Genomic DNA, 21,348 nt, shown 5'->3' with positions numbered 1-21,348 from the left:
CCTTTGTTTTATAATCTTCTTAGATTTGCCATAGAAGCCATTAGCCTTCTCATTCCAGCCCCTTCAAACTGTATTTCCAATACTTGATCGCCGCTGTCCGCTGTTACCTTTGAAATAGTTCCTTGTCCAAATTTTTTATGCTCAACTTTATCCCCTACATTGAAATCACCCAATGTATTGGTTCCCCCCGATGAAGGTTTCGTCGTTATACTTCTCCCAAAGCTATTACTCTGATGACCGGCAGGACTTTTTACCGATGTACCTAATGAACTTCCCCCAAATCCACGTGTAACAAGATTTGAATTTAATAAATCCTTCAAGGAACCGGAACCAACAGGTATACTTGAAGTTGTTGAGGAAGTTGTTTTTGGGGTACCAAAAGCAGACTGTAATCCGGAATTCTTGGCTGTACTCCATGTCTGAGCATTGCTGGAACCAGAACTCTTACCCCACGAGAATGTTTCCTTGGATCTTGAGGAACTTGCTGAGGATTTAAATGGATATTCCACAAGTTCTTCTGGTATCTCTGCTAAAAATCTGGATGGTCTGTTGTAGCTTGAATTCCCGAAAAGAGTTCTGAAACGGGCATTTGACATATAGAGTTTCTCCCTTGCTCGGGTAATACCTACATAGCAAAGCCTTCTCTCTTCTTCAAGCTGTTCCGGCCCCTCGGTAATTGCCCTGTAACCCGGGAAAACACCTTCTTCCAGACCAGGAATAAATACAACCGGAAATTCCAGTCCCTTTGCACTATGCATTGTCATAAGAACCACGTAATCCTGGTCCTCTTGGAGACTGTCAATGTCCGAAACCAAAGATATATGTGCAAGGAATTCTTCCAGTGAGTTGTCCTCACTTTGTTTTTCAAACTCCATGGCAACTGATTTTAATTCTTTTATATTTTCAATTCTTGATTGAGCTTCAACTGTATTCTCAAGCTCATACTCTCTCAGGATCCCTGAATCTTCAACTACTATATCAAGCAGTTGGGATACTGACATGTTTTCTTTCATAGTCCTGAATTTATTAATCATAAGTGAAAAGTTTCCTAATTTCTGAGACGCCCTTTTTAATGCTGGAAACTCTTCTGAATTTGAAATAACCGTAAACAAGGACACATTTGCCTGGTATGCTAATACCTCTGCATTTTCAACCGTTGCATCCCCTATTCCCCTTTTTGGCACGTTGATAATTCTTTTCAGGCTTACATTATCCCCGGGGTTTTGTATCAACCGCATATATGCAATTATATCTTTTATTTCTTTTCTGTCATAGAATTTTTGTCCCCCAACAATCTTGTAGGGTATTCCTTCCCTCATAAACATTTCTTCCAATACACGGGATTGGGCATTAATTCTATAAAGTACTGCAAAATCCTTGTATTTTCTATCTTCATCATTTATCAACCGCTGAATTTCCCTTGCTGTATATAGAGCCTCTTCATGTTCATTATCATTTTCACATATTACTATTTTACTTCCACCCTTATTGTCGGTCCAGAGTCTCTTGCTTTTTCTGCCTGTATTATTACCAATTACATGGTTTGCAGCATCCAATATGTTCTGTGTTGACCTATAGTTTTGCTCCAGCTTGATAGTACGGCATTTCTTGAAATCCTTCTCAAAATCAAGGATATTTCTGATATTTGCGCCTCTCCATCCGTATATTGACTGGTCATCGTCACCTACAACACAAAGGTTTTCATGTGCCTGAGACAATTTACGGACAAGCATGTACTGGGCAGTATTTGTATCCTGATACTCGTCAACAAGAATATATCTGAACCTTTTTTGATAATATTCAATAACTTCCGGGTACTTGTCAAAAAGCTTTATAGTATTCATTATAATATCATCGAAATCTAAAGCATTATTTGCTTTAAGTTTCTTTTCATAAAGTTTGTAAACTTTTGCAATCTTACCCATTCTAAAATCTGATGCATACTGTTTCTCATATTGTTCGGCATCTATAAGTTCATCTTTCTGCTTTCCTATTGTTTCAAGGACTGATTTAGGAGGAAAGTTCTTTTCGTTCAAGTTTAATTCTTTAAGACATTCCTTAATTACTACCAGTTGATCCTGAGTGTCATATATTACAAAACTTCTGTCGTAACCAAGTCTCTCGATATCCCTTCTGAGTATTCTTATACAAATGGAGTGAAAGGTACCCACCCACATATCATTACTCAAATCACCTATAAGTCCGGCTATCCTCTCTTTCATTTCTCTTGCTGCCTTATTGGTAAAGGTTATAGCCAGTATATTTGAAGGGTATACTCCATATTGCTCAATAAGATAGGCTATCCTATGAGTAAGTACTCTTGTTTTTCCTGACCCCGCACCGGCCAATATCAAAAGAGGACCTTCATTGTGGAGTACTGCTTCTTTTTGCTCTTTGTTCAAGCCGCTTAATAAATCCATTTTTCCCTCCGTACCATCAAGTATATTGCTAGAAATAATTTATCGGATTAAGTAATTAACATTATAAATGCCGGATAATTTCTATCCGGCATAATAATTATATTTCATTTCAAGTTTTATGACAAGGAATCAAGTTTTTCATGTATCATTTCCACTGTTGAATCAATTGAACCCTTTGAACAATCTATTACTATATCTGCATATTTTTCATACAAAGGCTGTCTTTTTCTATATATATCTTCCAGGCTTTGACCGGGGCCTAAAACAACACCTCTTGTTTTAAGGTTTTTCAGCCTTTTGTAGACAGTGTCCATATCTACATATAGATAAATTACTATTCCTATCTTTTTTAAATGCTCCATTGCCTTCTCACTGTATACCACACTTCCTCCTGTTGCTATAACTGTATCAGAGCAACTGAGAGATTGTATCGCTGATTCTTCTATTTTAAGGAAAGCATCTGTACCATCATTATTTAAGATTTCCTGTAACAGCCTGCCTTGTGTCGTTTGTATCAGAACATCAGTATCAATAAATGACATTCCCCGATGCTTTGCAACAATAACTCCAACAGTGCTTTTACCCGCACTTGGCATTCCAATAAGAATAATATTTTTCATATTCCCTCCGAAAAGCCTTTTTATTTTTTGAAAAAGTTGGTTTTTATTACCATATCCGCGTATTCAAGACCATTCAGCAGTTCACTTTGTTTAGCCTTATCAATATTTCCTCTAAATTCCCCATTAGCCAATAATACATAGTCTTGCTGTGTATTAAGAAGGTTTCTTCCGAATACTGTAGATTCATATTCATTCTTATCTATTCCAAAAGAATATAAAAGCGTTGGCATTAAATCAATCTGTCCTCCGGTTGTGTGTATAACCTGGGGTATCTGCCCCTTTTCATATATAATAAGAGGTATTTTTTTGTCATTTTCAAGCCACCAGCTTTGAGACGGCTGTATATCTTTGATTTGGTCATCAAAATACTTATGAACTGAATCGTGATCACCGTAAATTACTACTACTGTGTTATCCAGTATTCCTGCCTTATCAAGTTCATCAAGGAAACTTCCAATGCATCTGTCAGTGTAGTTTATACTCTGGAAATAACCCCCAAGCCTTGTATCATTAAGAGAGTCGTCCAATTTTAAATTTTGGTGCTCTTTAGGCATTTCAAATGGAGAATGACTTGTAAGAGTAATCATAAAATTGTAAAATGGCTGCTTCTGATTTATAATTGTATCTTTTATCTGTCTGAAATAAGAACCGTCGCTTAAGCCCATAAATATTATCTCATCCATCTTGAAGCTTTTTGCGTCTATACACTGTTGAAAGCCTATGTTTGTCAGTGCTTCTTTCCAATTCCAGTATGCACCGTCATCCGGGTGAATGGCTTTAGTAGAATAACCATACTTTTCCATTATCTTGGGCAGTGAATTATACTCTGTATATGGAAATCTGAAAAATGTACTCCCTTTTCGCACCGGGAATACAGAGGTGTTTGTCATTAGGTCTGCATCAGAACTTGTTCCCTCGTTAACCTGAGTATAATAGTTATCAAAGTATATACTGTTCTTCAACAACTTATTCAATGTAGGAGTAATTTCTTGCCCGTTTACTGACTGCCCGATAACGAAGTTCTCTAGAGACTCTACTTGTAACACTAACAAGTTTTTGCCTTTATACATGCCTTTAAAGTTGTTATCAGGTAAATTTTCCTTTTTACCGTCAATCCACTTTTGAATCTCCGTACGGTCTTTTTCTGATATTTCATATGGCTTGAAATCTGCAAAGAATACATAGCAGTCATATGCATGATATCCTAAAGGGGAGGCATTGCATATAGTAGCTTCCGGTTTCCAATAAGTGTGAAAAATATAACCATATTTATTATTTCCGTATACATCAATAGCAATATAACTGCCTACAATAATGGCTAAAGACAAGGTAAATAATGATGCGAAAGCAATAAGTCTAGTTTTCAGACTTGTAAATAATGGTGATGAGTAAAACATCTTTCTTGTAATTATAAGTATTACTGCAAGAATTGGTATATCAATAAAAAATACTATATCACAGGGCCTGAACATTGCAAAAATGCTGCCCCAAATATTATTTACATTTCCAGTTTGCCTCAAAAGCTGGGTTGATAGAAAATTTCCGTTTGCCCTAAGGTACACTGCATCAAATGCAAAAAGAAATGAACATAGAAAATTGAGTATCAGAAGAAGCCATAACCGCCCTTTTCCTTTTGCTAAAAAGTTAAAAGATAAGATTACAAGTAAAAAAGCTACACAAACTGGCATATATCTGATATTACTAAAACCACGGACTATGTCAATAATAGATTTATCCTCACTATATACAAAGCCCATAAGAACTATTGATTTAAAAAGCAGTATTGCAAGAGTCAATATTGACATCCATTCTTGAGTAAGATAATCAACTATACGTGTTTTACGGCCAAAACTCCTACGATTTGCTATGACTATTCCATATGAAGGTTTCCCCAGCATAAATACATTTCTCCCGAAAATTATATAAATTATACAGACTGTATGTATTATATTACTTTATGGGTTAAATGTAAAACAAGTTATCTAAAATTATGCTTGTAAATTTGTTGTAATTTTGCTTATTGCTGCAAAATAAAAACAGTATGTATCAGAGGCCATCTTAGCTTACTGATACATACTGCTTTATTTATTGTGTTATTAGAATTCCGGTTCGATTAACCCATAGTTTCCATCTTTTCTCTTGTAAACTACGTTAACCTGCCTTGAATCTGCATTGTAGAACATAAAGAACTCATGTCCCAAAAGATTCATCTGCAATATTGCCTCTTCAACATCCATAGGCTTTACAGCAAACCTCTTTGACCTAACAACCTTAAATTCGGTTTCCTCTGGAACATCATCGGTAAATTTTGAATTATCTACCCTGAAATCGTTATCGTGGAATCTTCTTTCAAGTCTGGTCTTATTCTTTCTTATCTGCCTTTCTATTAAGTCTACTGCTCTATCAATAGATGTATACATATCTTCATTTTGATCTTCCGCTCTTAAAGTTACACCATTGAATGGTATTGTTATTTCGACAATCTGGCTGACTCTTTGAACACTCAAAGTTACATGCACTTCAGTATCGCTGTTAAAAAATTTCTCCAGCTTTTTTACTCTCTTTGTTACTTTTTCTCTCAGTGCTTCTGTAATTTCAATGTTTTTTCCGCTAATAATTATATTCATAATAACAGCCCCTCTCCATTTTTGTCTAAGTATTACTTTATAATATCCAATAGCGGTACATGTTATGAATCTATTATTCTACGTTATAACAAGAAAATCCTCCCAAACTCTGCTAATAAACATAATTTTATAATAATTAACTTATTTTATGTCTAATTCAATTTACTATCACAAAAGTTTTTCACAGGTATTCAACAAAACACCTGTTTTGTGTATATGTTTCTGTGGATAATGTGTATAACCTTGTTAATAACTTATAATATAGGAATTTTCCACTGTGGATAATCTTCCAACCAAGTACATTTCTTAATTTCTTAAATATAAAAACAGGTTGACTCTCAGATAGAACAATCCTTACAGTCAACCTAATTATATTTTTATTTATATGTCTATTAAGTATGTATTATTTTTTATTAGCAAAACATTTGCTACATAATACAGGCTTATCTAAATGAGGTTTGAAGGGAACCTTTGTGGTTTGCCCGCATTCTGCACAAACAGCCTCAAATAATTCTCTTTTTGATGAGTGGTCACGCTTACTTCTACAAGCTTTACATCTGGCGGGTTCATTCTGAAAACCCTTTTCAGCATAGAACTCCTGTTCACCTGCAGAAAAAATAAATTCATTTTCACATTCTTTGCAAACCAAGGTTTTGTCAGTGTACATTTTATCTCCCTCACTTCACAGGTATTTATTTTACATTATATTACATATGACCCTATTTTTCAATAATTAATTTTCCATACATATACAGTTGATACAATAGTTACCTATAAAGTGACCGAAGTAGTAAATTAAGTACAGTTTATTTTATATTTTCCCAAAGATGTTTTGGATATTTATTTTCCGAAACCATATCGCCTATTGATTTCTTTACAATGGGTTTGTCCTCCTGATATGTAACACCATACCATCTATCTGATGTTGAAAGTACTTTGACATCTGCTTTGCCTTCATTTATAAGATTATCTACAACTGTAGGCAGAAAATACTCTGCTTTCAAAAGATTATCCTTGTTCTTTCTCAGAAATTCAGGAAAGCGCTCCTCAAGTTCCTGTAAAATACTTAGGTTAAAGCCCCATGTGTTCATAGACACAATACTCTTTCCTGGTATTTTAATCCAGTTTTTATCATCCTCGGTGTATTTTGTCTCATTTCCGAATTTCACTATCTTTGTTCTTTCATGTATATTAATAAGATTTCCCTGACTGTCTACATTACAGACGCCTCTTGCAACATGACCGTTTTCGGTAAGTGTATTCTCTATAACAAATCCCACCATACAATATTTGTATTTATTATCTGTATCCTGATTATTTGTTAAAAATCCATTTAGTAGCTTGTATGTCTCAGCTCCGTAAAAATCATCTGCATTTATAACTGCAAATGGAGTTTTAACGGCATCTTTGGCACTTAGCACTGCATGTCCCGTTCCCCAGGGTTTCACTCTTCCTTCGGGAACACTAAATCCTTGAGGCAGATTGTCTACTTTTTGATAAACATACTCCACATCAATAATTCCTTCTATTTTCTTACCAACCACTTCTCGAAAGGTGTCCTCTATTTCCTTTTTTATTATGAATACAACCTTGTTGAATCCAGCTCTGATGGCATCATAAATAGAATACTCCATTATTATTTCGCCGTTGGGTCCTACAGGGTCAATCTGCTTTAAACCACCATATCTGCTTCCCATACCTGCAGCCATTATTACTAAAGCTGTGTTATTTTTCATATCAAATTCTCCTTGCCTGAGTTTAATTATTTATATCCTTCCGGATTCTGAGACTGCCATCTCCATGAATCTGCACACATTTCTTTAAGTCCCTTTTCAGCTGTCCATCCAAGTTCATTCTTTGCTCTGTCCGGCTTTGCATAGCACTCTGCTATATCCCCCGGCCTTCTGCCAACAATCCTATAAGGTATTTCCTTTCCGCAGGCTTCTGAAAATGCCTTTATTACTTGAAGAACGCTATATCCATTACCTGTTCCAAGATTATACTCTCTTACTCCCACATGTTCACGAGATAGCTTTTCTAAAGCCTTTATATGGCCTTTCGCAAGGTCTACAACATGTATGTAATCTCTTACTCCGGTACCATCAACTGTATCGTAATCATCTCCAAATACATTTACTTCTTTTAGCTTTCCAACTGCTACCTGTGTAATATAAGGCACCAGATTATTTGGAATTCCATTTGGGTCTTCTCCAATTGAGCCGCTTTCATGGGCTCCGATGGGGTTAAAATATCTAAGCAGAGCAATATTCCAAGTTTCGTCTGCTGTATGTAGGTCTTTTAATATTTCCTCTATCATAAGTTTTGTTCTTCCGTATGGATTTGTAACAGACAACGGAAATTCCTCGGCAATCGGAACACTGGCAGGATCTCCGTATACAGTAGCTGATGAGCTGAAAACCAGATTTTTAACTTGGTATTTTTCCATTAATTCGCATAAAATCAGCGTACCAGTTATATTGTTGTGATAATATTTCAGCGGAATTGAAACTGATTCACCTACTGCCTTTAGTCCTGCAAAATGAATTACAGAATCCGGTTTATTACGTATAAATACCTGTTCAAGTGCTTCTTTGTCCAATATATCAACTTTATAAAATTTTACCTTTTTGCCTGTGATTTTTTCCACTCTTTCTATTGCTGTCTCCTTGCTGTTACAAAGGTTATCAACTACGATAACTTCAAAACCAGCTTCAAGCAGTTCAACACATGTATGAGTGCCGATATATCCAGCCCCTCCGGTTACTAATACTTTCATGTGACTCCCCCATTTACGTTATAAATTCCTTATACAACGATGATACTCTTAAAAATTAAATATAACCATATTTTATACAATATTTATTAATATAACAACTTTTTACTTCATCTTGCAGTTTCAATCTGTTTTAATATTTCATACAATTGCGGCGAATTGTCGCATTTCAGGCTTGGTTCAAAGATATCTCCTTTTTGCTCCAACCTGTTTATAATATTTTTAAGAGTAAACATTTCCGGACGTATACTATTAAGCTCACTCCATTCTATTGGAGTCGAAACTGCTGCGCTTTTCACTGCCCTTGGGGAATAGACTGTTATCATGCTTTTCCCCGTCCACATCTGCTGCCAGTCAAAATAAATCTTGCCATCTCTTTTCTTCTTCATCCTTTCTATTGTAACGGTACTTTTAAACTTTTCAGAAAAGTATTGTGCAAAAAACTCATTAAGACTGCGAGCGGTGTCATAGTCAAACTTTGCAGCCGTAGGGACAAATATCTGCAACCCTGTTGCACCGGAAGTTTTAATAAATCCCTTTATGCCCAGTGCTTCCAATGTTTCATGGATTCTGTCTGCAAGTTCTGCAACATCCTCAAAATGAAGGTCATCATCCGGGTCTAAATCAAATACCAAGCTTGATGGATGGTTGGGCTTTTCATAAACGTTAAAGCTGGTGTGAAGCTCCAAGGCAGCCTGAGTACAGAGCCAAACAAGGGTGGCTGCCGAATTGAGGTTAATATAGTTTTTCTGATTGAATTCCACTGTTTCCACCCACTCGGGGGTTCCCTGAGGTTTTTCCTTCTGAAAAAAGCTTTTGTCATTAATACCGTGAGGATAACGTATTGAAGTTAACATTCTGTTTTTAGAGTATTTAATTAAAAATGGAGCAAGCCTTGTCATTGTTTTCACAAACTCCAGCTTAGTAACCCCGGCTTCTGGCCAAAATAACTTGTCAGGATTTTTTACGTCAATTACTTCGTCTTCAATTTCTACCTTGATAATATCAGTTACAGCAGCCATTATTCAGTCAGCACCTTTCCATCTGCCTCTTCTATAGGAAGTACGGCAAACCCTTCTATTTTAGGATGTCTCAAATGTCCGTTATTGGTCAATTCCAGAAAGCTAATCCAACACGTAAGAGCAGGATACAACCATGTAAACCTTTCACCTGTCCTATCCAATTCAATAGTTTCATCAGTAGTAAATGGACATTCCTTCCATTCAAGCTGCCCAATGTATTCTTTTATAAGCATTAAATCTGATTGTTTAAGCCCTGCAGATGCCTTACCTACATATACAAGCTTTTCGCTACCCGGAGGCTTTATACCTAAAACCAGAGAATTGGGATTTATGGATTTCCATTGTATTCCTCCAACAACGCAAAGCATCTTTTTTATAAACTTTGTCTTAAACCAAGCATTATGTTTTTTACCGCCTATATACAGGCTGTCTGTTTTTTTGGAAACGATACCTTCCATGTTCTGTTTTTTCATTTGTTCAAAGAGTTTCTTGCCATCTTGGTACATCTTCGTTAAAAATATTTTAGTATCGTCTCCTGTTAAAGAACTTAGATTTTCTTCAAGAATCTGTTTTCTTTCAATTAAGGGTATATTCACCAAGATATGGTCCTCATATTGCAAAATATCAAATACCATATAACAAACCGGGTACAAACTTGCATAGTATTGTAATTTACTGCTACTACTAACACGTTCTCGGATGAGGCTTTTATAAAAGGAGGGAACCCCTTCTTCACCTAGAACAACAAATTCACCATCCAGTATTACGCTTTTACCTCCAAGGGCCTTTTTTAAAACATCTAGTTCAGGATAGAAGCCTGTTTTCTCTTTGCCTTTCTTAGTATAGATTCTAACCTTCCCATCCTGTACATAAACCATTCCTCTTATACCATCCCATTTTATTTCATGGACGTAGCCGGATTCATCCTTAACATCAGGACAAATTACCGGCTCCATTGGTATAACCCAGTTCATGATTCAACCTTCTCTCTGGCTTTCCTTGTTCTCTTCTTTTGATGTTCGTCAGGTGTGCTCTCGCTGTTTTGTCCCTCTGATATCAAATCCTTCTTGTTGCTTTTAATACTCTTAGCACTCTTATCAGCCTTAACAGTGTCCTTATTTTTTTCATTTTTATTATTCCCCTTTGACATTTGTATACTTTGTTTCAATGCCTCCATAAGACTTACAACATTTTCCTTTTCAACTTCTTTTCTAGCTACTACCTGCTTTCCTTCAACCTTGCTATTAATAAGCTCTACAAGGTTTTCTCTGTAAGTATCCACATACTTTGACGGATCAAAATCAGTAGTCAGATTATCTATAAGTTGTGTAGCCATATCCAGTTCGGCCTGTGTTGTCTTGGCATTTTCTGGTATGCCGGGTACCTGTGCCGAATCCTTTACTTCATCAGGATAAAATATTGTTTCAAGTACAAGTACATTTTTGTAAACTCTTATAACAGCCAATGACTCCCTGTCTCTTATGGTTATTTTGGCAACAGCAATTTTTTCCTTCTGTCCCAAAGCCTCTCTCAGAAGCGTATAGGCTTTTCCTCCTGTCTCTTGAGGTGCAAGAAAATATGACTTGTCAAAATATACGGGATCAACTTCTTCAAGTCTTACAAAGTCCAATATTTCAACTGTCTTTTCACTTTTAACCTGAAGGGATTCAAAATCTTCGTCCGTCATTATAACGTATTTGCCGGGTTCATACTCAAAACCCCGAACAATATCTTCAGGTTGAACCTCCTTGTTACAGACAGGGCAAACTTTTTTATACTTTACCGGACTATGACATTCCTTATGAATGTATTTAAAACGGATATCCTTGTCTTCCGTTGCCGTAAACATTTTTACAGGAATATTAACCAAACCGAAACTGATTGAACCCTTCCAAACTGTATGCATAATTGCTCCTCCATTAATAATATTTATTGTCCGTATTTAATTTTTATTTATTCAACTATTTATCCGTGTTTTTTTAGATGGTATAATACAAAATAATAAAGGAGGTAGATTTATGCCATTTTATGATCTTAGATGCAGTAAGTGCGGTAATGAATTCAACGTAATGGCTAAAATGTCTGAACGTGAAAATAAAGAGATTAAATGCCCTGACTGCGGAAACAATGATCTTGAAACCATATTTAAGAATGTAAATATTATCCAGTCCAGAAAAGACTCTGACGGAGACTGTCCCAACAGACATGTCTGCGGTGGATGTTGTAACCACTGATTTTTGCCTTATGGTTGTAATTATCAAAGCAAAAAACAAGGTATCTTAAAGGAGCTATTGACGTCCAAAAAGATACCTTGCTGTATATAACAGATGGCCAACCGGAATTATTCTAGAATTTCATCCTCCAAATCAGCATTTGCTTTAGTATCAGGATTTGTATTTTTTGTTTCATCTTCTTTTGTTGGCTGTGCTGTTTTGTCCCGTGTATTTTCATTATCTTCTGTCGTTGTTTTTATTGAACTGTCTTTTCCTGGCTCGTTACTTATAAGGTGGGTATCTCTCGAATAAGCTATGTCAATTTGATAGCTACCCTTGAATTCTTTAGTTACTTTTCCGTTTATTCTGAATTGTACAGATGTTATATCCTTTATTTCGGTAAGTGTATTTACAATTGAGTAAAGAGTAAGCTGTTCATTCTTTTTGCCGCCGGGATGCTTTTCAATAAAGTCCTTTGAAAGATCCACAGTTGCTATACCGTCCTTTATCTTTACATCTGTAATTACTTTTGTTTCTTTAGGGACAGAAGCTTTTAAGAGACTGCCTTTTGCAGGACCGCTTATTAGTTCCTTTAAAACAACCGTTGCCAGATGCTCATTACCCTTACCTACATCCGTATTTTGAATATACCTTGTTTCTGCAGCAAGTTTTGTACCCTGTTCATTGATAAAGTATAACTGAACCGGAGTTTTATCCTTTAAGCCATTAGCTTCATCCTGCCCCATTGTAAGACTGCTTACCGGGGTAAGTTCATCACCATCAGCCTCTTCACTTTTAGCTCCACAGCCTGCAAGCATTGTAAGAACAATTCCAAATACCATAAATAGACATATAAGTTTTCGCATTTTTTTATGCACCTCACATTAAAATGTTAAAAGTTGTATTTATGAATATTCATCCCTTTACACATTTATTTTTATGCCCAAGCATGTGGAAGTATTCTAACCTTGTCAATATTTTTTGATGTGAGATACACATTTATTATATATTATAATTTTTTGTCTGAGGTAATGATTTACTATAAACATGCACAACCTTATTAACAGGAAATATCATGCATATATCAGTCCCCTGATTTTCCTTGCTCTTTATTTGAAGGCTTCCATTATGTGATTTCATAACTTTAAAACAATAACTTAATCCCAATCCATAATTATTTTTTCCTTTTTTGGTAGAAAAAAATGGAGTCATAACTTTATTTATGTAATCTTTTGGAATACCTATTCCATTGTCAGAAACTGTTATACATACTTTTTTGTTATTTATATACTCTGTATTTACTTGTATAATACCCTCCTCACGAATAGCATCAATGGCATTTATAATAAGATTTTTTAATACTTCCGACACGTGAACAGGATCAATAAGCATTGTAACATCTATTTTGCTAGCATTAATAATCTGTATATTCTTTTCGCATATGGAAGGTGCAACCTGATTTATTACTTTGGATATAATTTCGCTTAAGAGACATGGTTTAAGATTCATCTTATAAAGCTTTAATTCATTAAGCTTTTTTGTGAATTCCAAAAGATTTTTGCAGGAATTTTTTATAATAGATAATTTATTTTCCATTCCAGGGCTTGTTTCTTCAACACACATTATGGTCTCTACACAGAGACTAATAGTCGAAACTTCATTTTTTATTGCATGTGATACAATACGCATCCCGCCTATTGCTGAATCTATATTATTATCAATATTTATTCTTTCTATTTTAACCTTTACTCCTAATATTCCGTATTTTATGCATAATACCAAAAATAAAATAAATTCACACACTATTACCCAAACATTAATTGGCCATATTTTTCTATAACCCAGGGCCACTGATATATAACTTGTCCAGAGAATACATATTGTAGATGGAAGTGCTAATAATGTTGTGTGAATTTTCTGAGTTTTTGTATAGTCATCTCTTTCCTTAATTACACTTAATATAAGAATTATATTGGCCAGAATAGTATAGACAGATACCCAACAAGACAGAACACTGTAATTGGGTTTAAAATCGGGAATAATAGGGTAAGCAAAAAGCATGATAATACTTGGAAGTAACAGTATACCAACAATAGCTTTTTTAACCGCTAATTTCATTTGAATATTAAGAAAATTTGTAAATAAAAGAACAAAAACTAAAAATAGATATGTAGCAAAGTAATGATGGAAAATGTCGGCTATAGCCTTAAGTATTCGGCCGACCCAAACCAGTTTTTCATTGCCATAACCTTGTATAAATGGAATAAAGTCTTGACCTATGACCGCCGCTAGTTCGCCAAAACCGTTAAACAGTAGGCAGAGACTTGCACACCACGCCCAGTATTCTTTAGGGTTTGCATAAATTAACAGAATAGAAATTATCCACAATAAAATGAATATGACAAACATATTATATCTCCTATTCAAGTAATACTATTTTACTTTTAAGGTAAGGCGTGGTCATATTTTATCACTAATTGTAAATATTTTCAATATGTACTAAAACAAGGCAACAACATGCACCAAGCTATACTGCCCAAAACATGCGTATTTCCAACATTGTTCAGAAAAATTATCATATTTTTACGAATTATTTCTTATAAATTCAATAATCCTTCTCCCTGCCATGGCACCCTGTCCAACTGCAGTTGCAATTTGCTTGAAGCCCCCGGTACAATCCCCTGCCGCAAAAAGGCCCCTTAGGTTTGTGCTTTGATTTTCATCAACCACAATGGAATTATTTTTTGTTATTACCCCCAGTTTTCTGGCAAAATCAACACTCGATGCCGATTCAAATGCTACAAACAAGCCATCAAGATTTTCAATTGCACCGTCTTCAAAGGCTATGCCTTCAATAACCTCATTACCAATTACTTTTTTTATCTTCTGATTATTTATGGGAAATCTTGATGCATGAGCTTTATATTTTTCAGTAAGCTCAAGTTCATTACCATTTGTATAAATAGTTATATTTTTTGTTAATGGCTCAAGTTCCATAGCCTCGTGTATTGCATAATCCTTAAAGCCTACAAGACCCACTTTCAGTCCTCTGTAAAAAAATCCGTCACATGTGGTGCAATAACTTACTCCTCTGCCTTCAAATTCTTCAAGACCATCTATGTTAACCTTTTTTGTCTGCTGTCCTGTTGCCATGAGTACTGCTTTAGCAGAGTAATTTTCTTCGGCTGTATATACCTCAAAATACTCTGCTTTTTCTATAGCAATTACTTCACTCTGGACAAACTTTACCCCAAGGCGTCTTGCCTGCTTTTCTCCCTGTTCCAGTAGATACTTTCCAGATATGGGCTCAGCAAAGCCATAATAATTTTCAACTCTGTCAGTTTTATAAAGTGCACTGTTTTCCAATCCTATGACCAATGTTCTCAGCCCTGCGCGTACTGTATAAAGTGCAGCAGAAATACCTGCAGGACCCTTGCCTATTATAATTACATCAACCATATCTTTTCCTCCACGAAACAGGTTTTTACATGATTTAATATACCAGAATGTATAGAATTTTATCAATTAATCAAGCAATTTTTTTATAAAAATTATTTATTTCATGTGTAACACCTTTTAAAGCAAATTCATAATATGCAATATCTTAAATCTTTTATTTGGAGGTAAAATCATGGGATGTTTTGGTGGTTCTAATGGCTTTGACTGGTGGTGGATAATAATATTATTAATAATTATCTTCTGCTGCTGCGGTAACGATGGATTTTTCGGCGGATCAGACTTCTTCAATGGTGATTGCGAATGGTTGGTATGTCTGGCTGTTATCCTGCTTGTACTCTTCCTTTGCAATAGTGGAGATTGCTGTGATTAATTTTGTCAAAGCTGTAAAGAGTAGTTTGAATAGAAGCTTGGGTTACATATCCAAGCTTCTATTTCAGATTAAGGGTTATTATCCAACATATTAGTCCAACCATATAGCATAAACTGTAATGATACTGTTAAAACAGCTTATAGGAGGTATTTTTTATGGGAGATTCCTTAAGTAAAAAAATCCAGGAAATGATGCAGGATAAAATGATCCAAGCAAAAGTAAATAAAGCTATAGATATGTTGAAGAAAGACAGTCCGAAGGATCTTGAAAAAAAACTCTCATCTATTGATAGGGATGAACTAATGGAAAAAATAAATGAATTTGACGAAGAGAAGCTCAAAAACATAAAAATAGATAAAGATGAGATTAAGAAGAAAGTTACCCAAAAAGATCTTGATAAGCTTCAAAAAATTCTTGGCAAAGATAGCGATGCAATAATGAAAAAGGTAAACGATTTTCTAAATTCCTAGTTTTGTACATATAATCAATTGCTTGGAGGTATTTTGATGAGTGACGACATGGGAGATAAAATAAAACAGATAGCTGAAATGCTGGGGCAGGATTCAAATAGCGGTATCCCTGACAATGTAAAAGGGCTTTTGAATATGTTCATGTCATCAAATCATTCAAAGGATGAAAACTCATCAGATGACAACTCTTCAGAAAAGGAAAAACCCTCTGAAGATTCTTCCAGAGCTGATACTGATGACCTAACTGATATGGCCAGAAAAATGAAAAAGGCTATGAATATGCTTAACACGAACAATGATCCTAGAGTTAATCTGCTTAATGCAATAAAGCCATACCTTAATGACAATAGACAAAAAAAACTTCAGAAGTGTATGAAAATTATTAAAATCAGCAGTTTAACTAAGATGTTGGATGAATCGGAGGGACGTTCTGTTTAAGCAAAACAATTTACTCTCTGGTCATTACCAAAGGTTTTTAGGAGTGGATAGTATGGTTTACAGAAAGCGTCCTCCAAAATCCCGCAGATATAATAAAAATCACTCTGCTCATCCAAACAACGAGCATGAACAAATTGATGCAAATATATCCGTAATAGAAGAACAACCGGTGAATATTGAGGCAAAAGAGTCAATGCCTCTAGCGAATTCCAGCAGCCGTGAAAAAAAGCCCCAAAAACCATTGGGGTTCCTTTCATCGCTTCTAGGAACCGGAGACAAAACAGAGCGGTCAGGAAGACCACTGTTTACAGTTTTTGATTATGATATATATTTGGATGACCTGCTGCTTATAGGTCTTATTGTACTGCTATATACAGATAAAGCAGAAGATGAACTTCTGCTTATCATTCTCTTGTATCTGTTATTGGATATATTCTAACGGATTGCTTTTTTGTGTTTATAATCATCACTGCATTTTTTGAAGGATGAAAACACAAAGCAAATCAAAATTGCAAAAACTATTGTTTTAAATACAATATTTACAATAATCAGTATAGTATTTATAGTCCCTGATACTATCTGCGTATTAGCTAATGTAAAATTTGCAATTATGTATAGAATGTCGAACAAAATCAATGTAATATCAAAGGCTACAAACTTTGACAGTAGGGACCAGAAGTTTCTGTCTGATATTTTTTTTGCCATTTTAAAATGATTTTTATCATGAATCATAGCCGATGGATACCAAAATACAATATACTGTCTAAAAAAAGTAAAGCTGAAAAACAGTACCACCGCAGTTATGATTGAAAGAAAAATCCCCGCCAGCGGATTCATAGTTCCTCCCATAGAATTGTCTAATACAATTGCTGCAGGAATAACCGCTATCAAGACATATATTATAAATATAACCGATGAACAAATAGTCCACAAATTCAGTGAAATCATCCTTAGAAAGTATTTCCTTACTCCCTGAACAAATTCACTTCCTGACTTTTTATCTCTTCCTTCAACAGCATTATAAAGTATATTGAAACACCCTGAGAATATTAACCCAAGAATAAAAGACACTGCAACAACTGCAATTACCAGTACCAATATGATTTTCACTGCTGTCTCCGGTACGATAACTGTATTTATAACAAATTGAATTATATTTACGTAGTCATCAAAAGGACTACCTGTTTTAAACATTGTCAACCCATAAAATAGGGTCATAAAAAGATATTCAAAAACACATACAACAGTACTAAGAAGTGCCGTAAGAAACAATACTGATGGTCTCTTGGCAATCAAATGTACCGCTTTATTAACTATTTCCATATGCTTCTTCTTCCCATCATTTATTTATAAAAAACTTAATATAATAATACCACAATAACCCACAAATAAATAGTTTTAGTTTATTTCTTTCATGGTCAGTGATATTCTCTTTCTTTCAACGTCCACCTCTAAAACCTTTACCTTTACTATATCCCCCACAGCTACTACATCCATAGGGTTCTTTACGAATTTATCCGCCAGTTGGGATATGTGGACAAGTCCGTCCTGATGAACACCTATATCTACAAAAGCACCGAAATCAGCAACATTTCTCACAGTGCCCGTTAATATCATTCCCGCTTTCAAATCCTCCATATTAAGTACGTCAGAGTGAAGCATTGGTTTTGGAAGTTCATCTCTTGGGTCTCTTCCCGGCTTCAGCAATTCATTTATTATATCCTTTAAGGTTGGTACCCCGATACCTAACTTTTCTGCAACCTGTGATATTCCTGCCTGGGCAACCTTAGCGTCAAGGCCTGTCAGTTTTTTGTCTTTTACATCCTCTAGAGAATACCCCATGGTTTCCAAAAGAAGCTTTGCCGCCTTATAAGATTCCGGGTGAACTGATGTATTGTCCAGAATATTTTCTCCATCAGTTATTCTTAAAAAACCTGCGCACTGCTCAAAGGTTTTATTTCCCAGCTTCTTTACTTTCTTCAATTCATTTCTTGCCTTAAATTTGCCATTTTCTTCTCTATACTCAACAACATTCTTTGCAATTGCAGTGCTTATTCCCGAAACATATGAAAGCAAGGGTGCAGAAGCTGTATTCAAATCAACCCCTACATTGTTTACACAATCCTCAACTACCCCACCTAGAGATTCATCAAGCCTTTTTTGATTCATATCATGCTGGTACTGCCCTACTCCGATAGCTTTTGGGTCTATCTTTACCAACTCTGCCAAAGGATCCTGAAGCCTTCTTGCTATTGAAACTGCACTTCGAAGGGCAACGTCAAAATCAGGAAATTCCTCAGCACCAAGCTTTGAAGCAGAATATACCGATGCACCAGCCTCGCTTACCACCATGTAGTAAACCTTTCTGTCTATTTCCTTCAGCAAGTCGGCTACAAATATCTCAGACTCCTTAGAGGCTGTACCATTTCCAATTGAAATTATGTCAACCTTATGCTTTTCAATAAGCTCTTTTACTTTCTTTTTTGCTTCCTCTATTTTGTTCTGGGGAGGAGTAGGATAAATAACGGTAGTTTCTAAAACCTTACCCGTTTCATCCACCACTGCCAGCTTGCAGCCTGTCCGATATGCCGGGTCAAGCCCAAGCACCACCCGGTCTTTGACAGGAGGCTGCAGCAAAAGATTTCTGAGATTTTCAGAGAACACTTTTATAGCCTGGTCCTCAGCTAACTCTGTAAGCTGATTGCGTATGTCCCTCTCCAGTGATGGAAAAATAAGTCTTTTAAAAGAATCCTCCACAGCTGATTCTACATATTTAGACATTTCAGGGTTTGTTTTTTTAATAGTATCTGCTTTTAAAAAATTAAGGCACAAATCCTCATTGACTTCAATTCGAACATTGAGGAAATCTTCTTTCTCTCCTCTGTTCAAAGCAAGTACACGATGTCTAGCTATCTTTGAAACAGGTTCTTTAAAATCATAGTACATTCTGTATACAGAGTCTTCTTCCTTTTTACCTGAAGACACTACAAGCCCATTTTTAAATATTATTTCTCTTAAAGCTTTTCTGAACTCAGCATTGTCGGAAATTTCTTCGGCTATTATATCCAACGCCCCTGCAATAGCTTCATGGGCGCTGTTTACCCCTTTGTCAGTGTCAATATATCTTGAAGCAATTTCCTCTAAAGGAGTTTTAGATGGGAGCTGTGAATATATAATAGTGGCAAGAGGTTCAAGTCCTTTTTCCCTAGCCACAGAGGCCCGTGTTTTTCTTTTTACTTTGTAAGGCCTGTAAATATCTTCTATTTCCTGTAACGTAACTGCTTTATCCAAGGATTTAATTATTTCTTCAGTAAGTTTACCCTGCTCATCTATAAGCCTTTTTACATCTTCCCGGCGTTCATCAAGATTTCTTAAATAAACCAAGCGCTCATAAAGTTCTCTTAAAATCTGGTCATTAAGTTCCCCTGTAGCTTCCTTTCTGTAACGTGCTATAAATGGTATTGTATTTCCCTCATCAATGAGCTTAACGGTATTTTGCACCTGAAAAGGCTTCAAATTGAATTCCCTGGTTAACTGTCCCACTACATCTGTCATATATATGCCTCCGCTGTTATACAAAATATAGGTAAGTTTATCCTTTTTAACAATTATAGATATTATATATTAATTTCCCCTTCAAGAAAAGAAACCATTACGTAAACAAAATAAGAACCGACTTTTTAGCCGATTCTTATTTCGTGATACCTTCGATTACTTATTTTTTTTATTGCAGTCACATGACTGACGTCCTACTTCTCTATTATTCTTGTTTTCTCCAAGCTGGTCATTTTCAAATGTAAGTTTTTCATTATCACTGCTTTTTGGTTTACCTTTAGCCATATACAGCACCCCTTTTAAGTTATTTCAACTTTAGTATTAACGACTTTTTCCCAAGCCATCGGAATTATTTTATACAAATAATATGAAAATTATAAACCAACTTTTTAAAAAGAAATGTTTTCTACATTCGAAAGGTTGCTTTGTCTAATCTTTCGATTTCCGGCATCTCCAAAAGTTCTGCAGAAAGCCTTTGCAATGCCCTGTCCTTCATTTTTGCTTCCAACATTATATCAGTATCTCTATCTATCTTTTTTGATATATGAAGGAATTCCATAAACTCAGCTAAGTCAACATAATCCGCATGGCTACGGAATTCTTTTTCACTTTTTGGACTGGAAAAATGGACTTTGGGCGGGTCCGGTTCAAAATTCCATGTGTTAAATATTCTTTCAAGTAAATCTCCTAATTCCTCTCCGTTGTTAACACACCTGTGATGATGAACATCCAAAACCATAGGAATTTTCAAATCTTCGCAAATACCTAAAACATCTGCTGCTGTAAAACATTTATCGTCATTTTCAAGTATTATTCTTTTTGAAATCCTGTGGGGCAACTTTAAAAAGTTTTCCTTAAATCTGTCAATAGCGCTTTCTTTATCTCCGTACAATCCACCCACATGTAAAACTAACTTGTATTTATAGTCATACAAGCCCATAGCTTCAAAAAGCTTCACATGGTAATCAAGGTCACGAATTGAAGATTCTAAAATTTCGGGTTTTATTGGGTTGAGTATTGTAAAATGGTCAGGATGAGCGCTTACCCTGAAATTGTTTTTTATAATATATTCACCAAGGCGTTGAAATTCCTCATGAAAGTCGGATACATAATCCCAGTCCTTCAAATCACCGTGAGTAGCTAAAGGAATTAGTTTTGAAGTCAATCTATATACTTTTATATTTAAAGCAAGACTGTTTTTGAGAATCCTTAAGGTATTGTTAATATTACTTTTGGCTACCCTATCCAATTTTGCACGTTTCCCGGCTTCATCCTTAATCTTATTGTATACAGTATATGTTACAGTTCCTGATGGTGAACAGTTTTCAAGCTCTAGTGTCATTGCTACAAATCCCAGTCTGAATATCATTTGTTTCTCCAT

Annotated in this window: 22 protein-coding genes; 5 read left to right on the top strand and 17 right to left on the bottom strand. The window is 35.4% G+C overall.

The window, feature by feature from the left end:
• Positions 1-8: 8 nt before the first annotated feature.
• The 10 genes from pcrA to ku form a co-directional block, all read right to left on the bottom strand.
• Positions 9-2,420, bottom strand: a complete 2,412-nt coding sequence (gene pcrA / locus K412_RS0110420; protein ID WP_024833060.1) for a DNA helicase PcrA — start codon at positions 2,418-2,420, stop codon at positions 9-11.
• A gap of 116 nt (positions 2,421-2,536) precedes the next feature.
• Positions 2,537-3,040 (bottom strand): shikimate kinase, encoded by a 504-nt coding sequence (locus K412_RS0110415; RefSeq protein WP_024833059.1) that lies wholly within the window; start codon positions 3,038-3,040, stop codon positions 2,537-2,539.
• Positions 3,041-3,060: 20 nt separating this feature from the next.
• Positions 3,061-4,938 carry an LTA synthase family protein gene (locus K412_RS0110410; protein ID WP_024833058.1) on the bottom strand — a complete coding sequence of 626 codons (1,878 nt, stop codon included), beginning with the start codon at positions 4,936-4,938 and terminating at the stop codon, positions 3,061-3,063.
• A gap of 198 nt (positions 4,939-5,136) precedes the next feature.
• A complete protein-coding gene (gene hpf / locus K412_RS0110405) occupies positions 5,137-5,667 on the bottom strand; it encodes a ribosome hibernation-promoting factor, HPF/YfiA family (protein ID WP_024833057.1) in 531 nt (176 codons plus the stop codon).
• A 403-nt stretch (positions 5,668-6,070) separates the two neighbouring features.
• On the bottom strand, positions 6,071-6,334 hold the full coding sequence (locus tag K412_RS0110400; protein WP_024833056.1) for a zinc-ribbon domain containing protein: 264 nt from the start codon (positions 6,332-6,334) through the stop codon (positions 6,071-6,073).
• A gap of 139 nt (positions 6,335-6,473) precedes the next feature.
• Positions 6,474-7,403: a nucleotidyltransferase family protein gene (locus K412_RS0110395; protein WP_024833055.1), complete on the bottom strand. Its 930-nt coding sequence runs from the start codon at positions 7,401-7,403 to the stop codon at positions 6,474-6,476.
• Positions 7,404-7,429: 26 nt separating this feature from the next.
• Positions 7,430-8,443 carry a UDP-glucose 4-epimerase GalE gene (galE, locus tag K412_RS0110390; RefSeq protein ID WP_024833054.1) on the bottom strand — a complete coding sequence of 338 codons (1,014 nt, stop codon included), beginning with the start codon at positions 8,441-8,443 and terminating at the stop codon, positions 7,430-7,432.
• 107 nt (positions 8,444-8,550) lie between these two features.
• A complete protein-coding gene (gene ligD, locus K412_RS0110385) occupies positions 8,551-9,462 on the bottom strand; it encodes a non-homologous end-joining DNA ligase (protein ID WP_024833053.1) in 912 nt (303 codons plus the stop codon).
• Positions 9,462-10,436 carry an ATP-dependent DNA ligase gene (locus K412_RS0110380; protein ID WP_024833052.1) on the bottom strand — a complete coding sequence of 325 codons (975 nt, stop codon included), beginning with the start codon at positions 10,434-10,436 and terminating at the stop codon, positions 9,462-9,464. The genes ligD and K412_RS0110380 overlap by 1 nt, the downstream gene beginning before the upstream one ends.
• Positions 10,433-11,368: a non-homologous end joining protein Ku gene (ku, locus tag K412_RS0110375; protein WP_024833051.1), complete on the bottom strand. Its 936-nt coding sequence runs from the start codon at positions 11,366-11,368 to the stop codon at positions 10,433-10,435. The genes K412_RS0110380 and ku overlap by 4 nt, the downstream gene beginning before the upstream one ends.
• A gap of 112 nt (positions 11,369-11,480) precedes the next feature.
• Here ku and K412_RS0110370 point away from each other — a divergent pair, with 112 nt between their 5' ends.
• A complete protein-coding gene (locus K412_RS0110370) occupies positions 11,481-11,696 on the top strand; it encodes an FmdB family zinc ribbon protein (protein ID WP_024833050.1) in 216 nt (71 codons plus the stop codon).
• Positions 11,697-11,803: 107 nt separating this feature from the next.
• Here the strand turns inward: K412_RS0110370 and K412_RS0110365 are convergent, their stop codons facing one another.
• The 3 genes from K412_RS0110365 to K412_RS0110355 form a co-directional block, all read right to left on the bottom strand.
• Entirely contained in the window at positions 11,804-12,541 is a 738-nt protein-coding gene (locus K412_RS0110365; RefSeq protein ID WP_024833049.1) for a GerMN domain-containing protein, read from the bottom strand.
• A 136-nt stretch (positions 12,542-12,677) separates the two neighbouring features.
• Positions 12,678-14,084: a sensor histidine kinase gene (locus K412_RS0110360; RefSeq protein ID WP_024833048.1), complete on the bottom strand. Its 1,407-nt coding sequence runs from the start codon at positions 14,082-14,084 to the stop codon at positions 12,678-12,680.
• 174 nt (positions 14,085-14,258) lie between these two features.
• Positions 14,259-15,134 carry an NAD(P)/FAD-dependent oxidoreductase gene (locus K412_RS0110355; protein ID WP_024833047.1) on the bottom strand — a complete coding sequence of 292 codons (876 nt, stop codon included), beginning with the start codon at positions 15,132-15,134 and terminating at the stop codon, positions 14,259-14,261.
• A gap of 172 nt (positions 15,135-15,306) precedes the next feature.
• On the opposite strand from K412_RS0110355, the gene K412_RS0110350 reads away from it, so the two are divergent.
• From K412_RS0110350 to K412_RS0110335, 4 genes are all read left to right on the top strand, one after another.
• Positions 15,307-15,504 carry a hypothetical protein gene (locus K412_RS0110350; protein ID WP_024833046.1) on the top strand — a complete coding sequence of 66 codons (198 nt, stop codon included), beginning with the start codon at positions 15,307-15,309 and terminating at the stop codon, positions 15,502-15,504.
• A 155-nt stretch (positions 15,505-15,659) separates the two neighbouring features.
• Positions 15,660-15,974 carry a hypothetical protein gene (locus K412_RS0110345; protein WP_024833045.1) on the top strand — a complete coding sequence of 105 codons (315 nt, stop codon included), beginning with the start codon at positions 15,660-15,662 and terminating at the stop codon, positions 15,972-15,974.
• A gap of 36 nt (positions 15,975-16,010) precedes the next feature.
• Positions 16,011-16,412 (top strand): hypothetical protein, encoded by a 402-nt coding sequence (locus tag K412_RS0110340; protein ID WP_024833044.1) that lies wholly within the window; start codon positions 16,011-16,013, stop codon positions 16,410-16,412.
• Positions 16,413-16,464: 52 nt separating this feature from the next.
• Positions 16,465-16,851, top strand: a complete 387-nt coding sequence (locus tag K412_RS0110335) for a hypothetical protein (RefSeq protein WP_024833043.1) — start codon at positions 16,465-16,467, stop codon at positions 16,849-16,851.
• On the opposite strand, the gene K412_RS0110330 is transcribed toward K412_RS0110335, so the two are convergent.
• The 4 genes from K412_RS0110330 to uvsE all read right to left on the bottom strand — a co-directional run bounded on the left by K412_RS0110330 (position 16,848) and on the right by uvsE (position 21,336).
• The gene (locus K412_RS0110330) at positions 16,848-17,735 is read right to left on the bottom strand and encodes a hypothetical protein (RefSeq protein ID WP_024833042.1); all 888 of its coding nucleotides are present in this window, start codon (positions 17,733-17,735) and stop codon (positions 16,848-16,850) included. The two genes, K412_RS0110335 and K412_RS0110330, sit on opposite strands and share 4 nt — an antisense overlap.
• Before the next feature lie 75 nt (positions 17,736-17,810).
• Positions 17,811-19,967: a Tex family protein gene (locus K412_RS0110325; protein ID WP_024833041.1), complete on the bottom strand. Its 2,157-nt coding sequence runs from the start codon at positions 19,965-19,967 to the stop codon at positions 17,811-17,813.
• A gap of 156 nt (positions 19,968-20,123) precedes the next feature.
• Complete coding sequence (locus K412_RS22905; protein WP_278244537.1) at positions 20,124-20,252, bottom strand: hypothetical protein; 129 nt, start codon at positions 20,250-20,252, stop codon at positions 20,124-20,126.
• 121 nt (positions 20,253-20,373) lie between these two features.
• Positions 20,374-21,336 carry a UV DNA damage repair endonuclease UvsE gene (gene uvsE, locus K412_RS0110315; protein WP_024833040.1) on the bottom strand — a complete coding sequence of 321 codons (963 nt, stop codon included), beginning with the start codon at positions 21,334-21,336 and terminating at the stop codon, positions 20,374-20,376.
• Positions 21,337-21,348: the final 12 nt, after the last annotated feature.

It is taken from the genome of Ruminiclostridium josui JCM 17888 (genome assembly GCF_000526495.1).
GTDB lineage: Bacteria > Bacillota > Clostridia > Acetivibrionales > DSM-1351 > Ruminiclostridium > Ruminiclostridium josui.
This window is presented reverse-complemented; position numbering and strand designations above follow the sequence as displayed.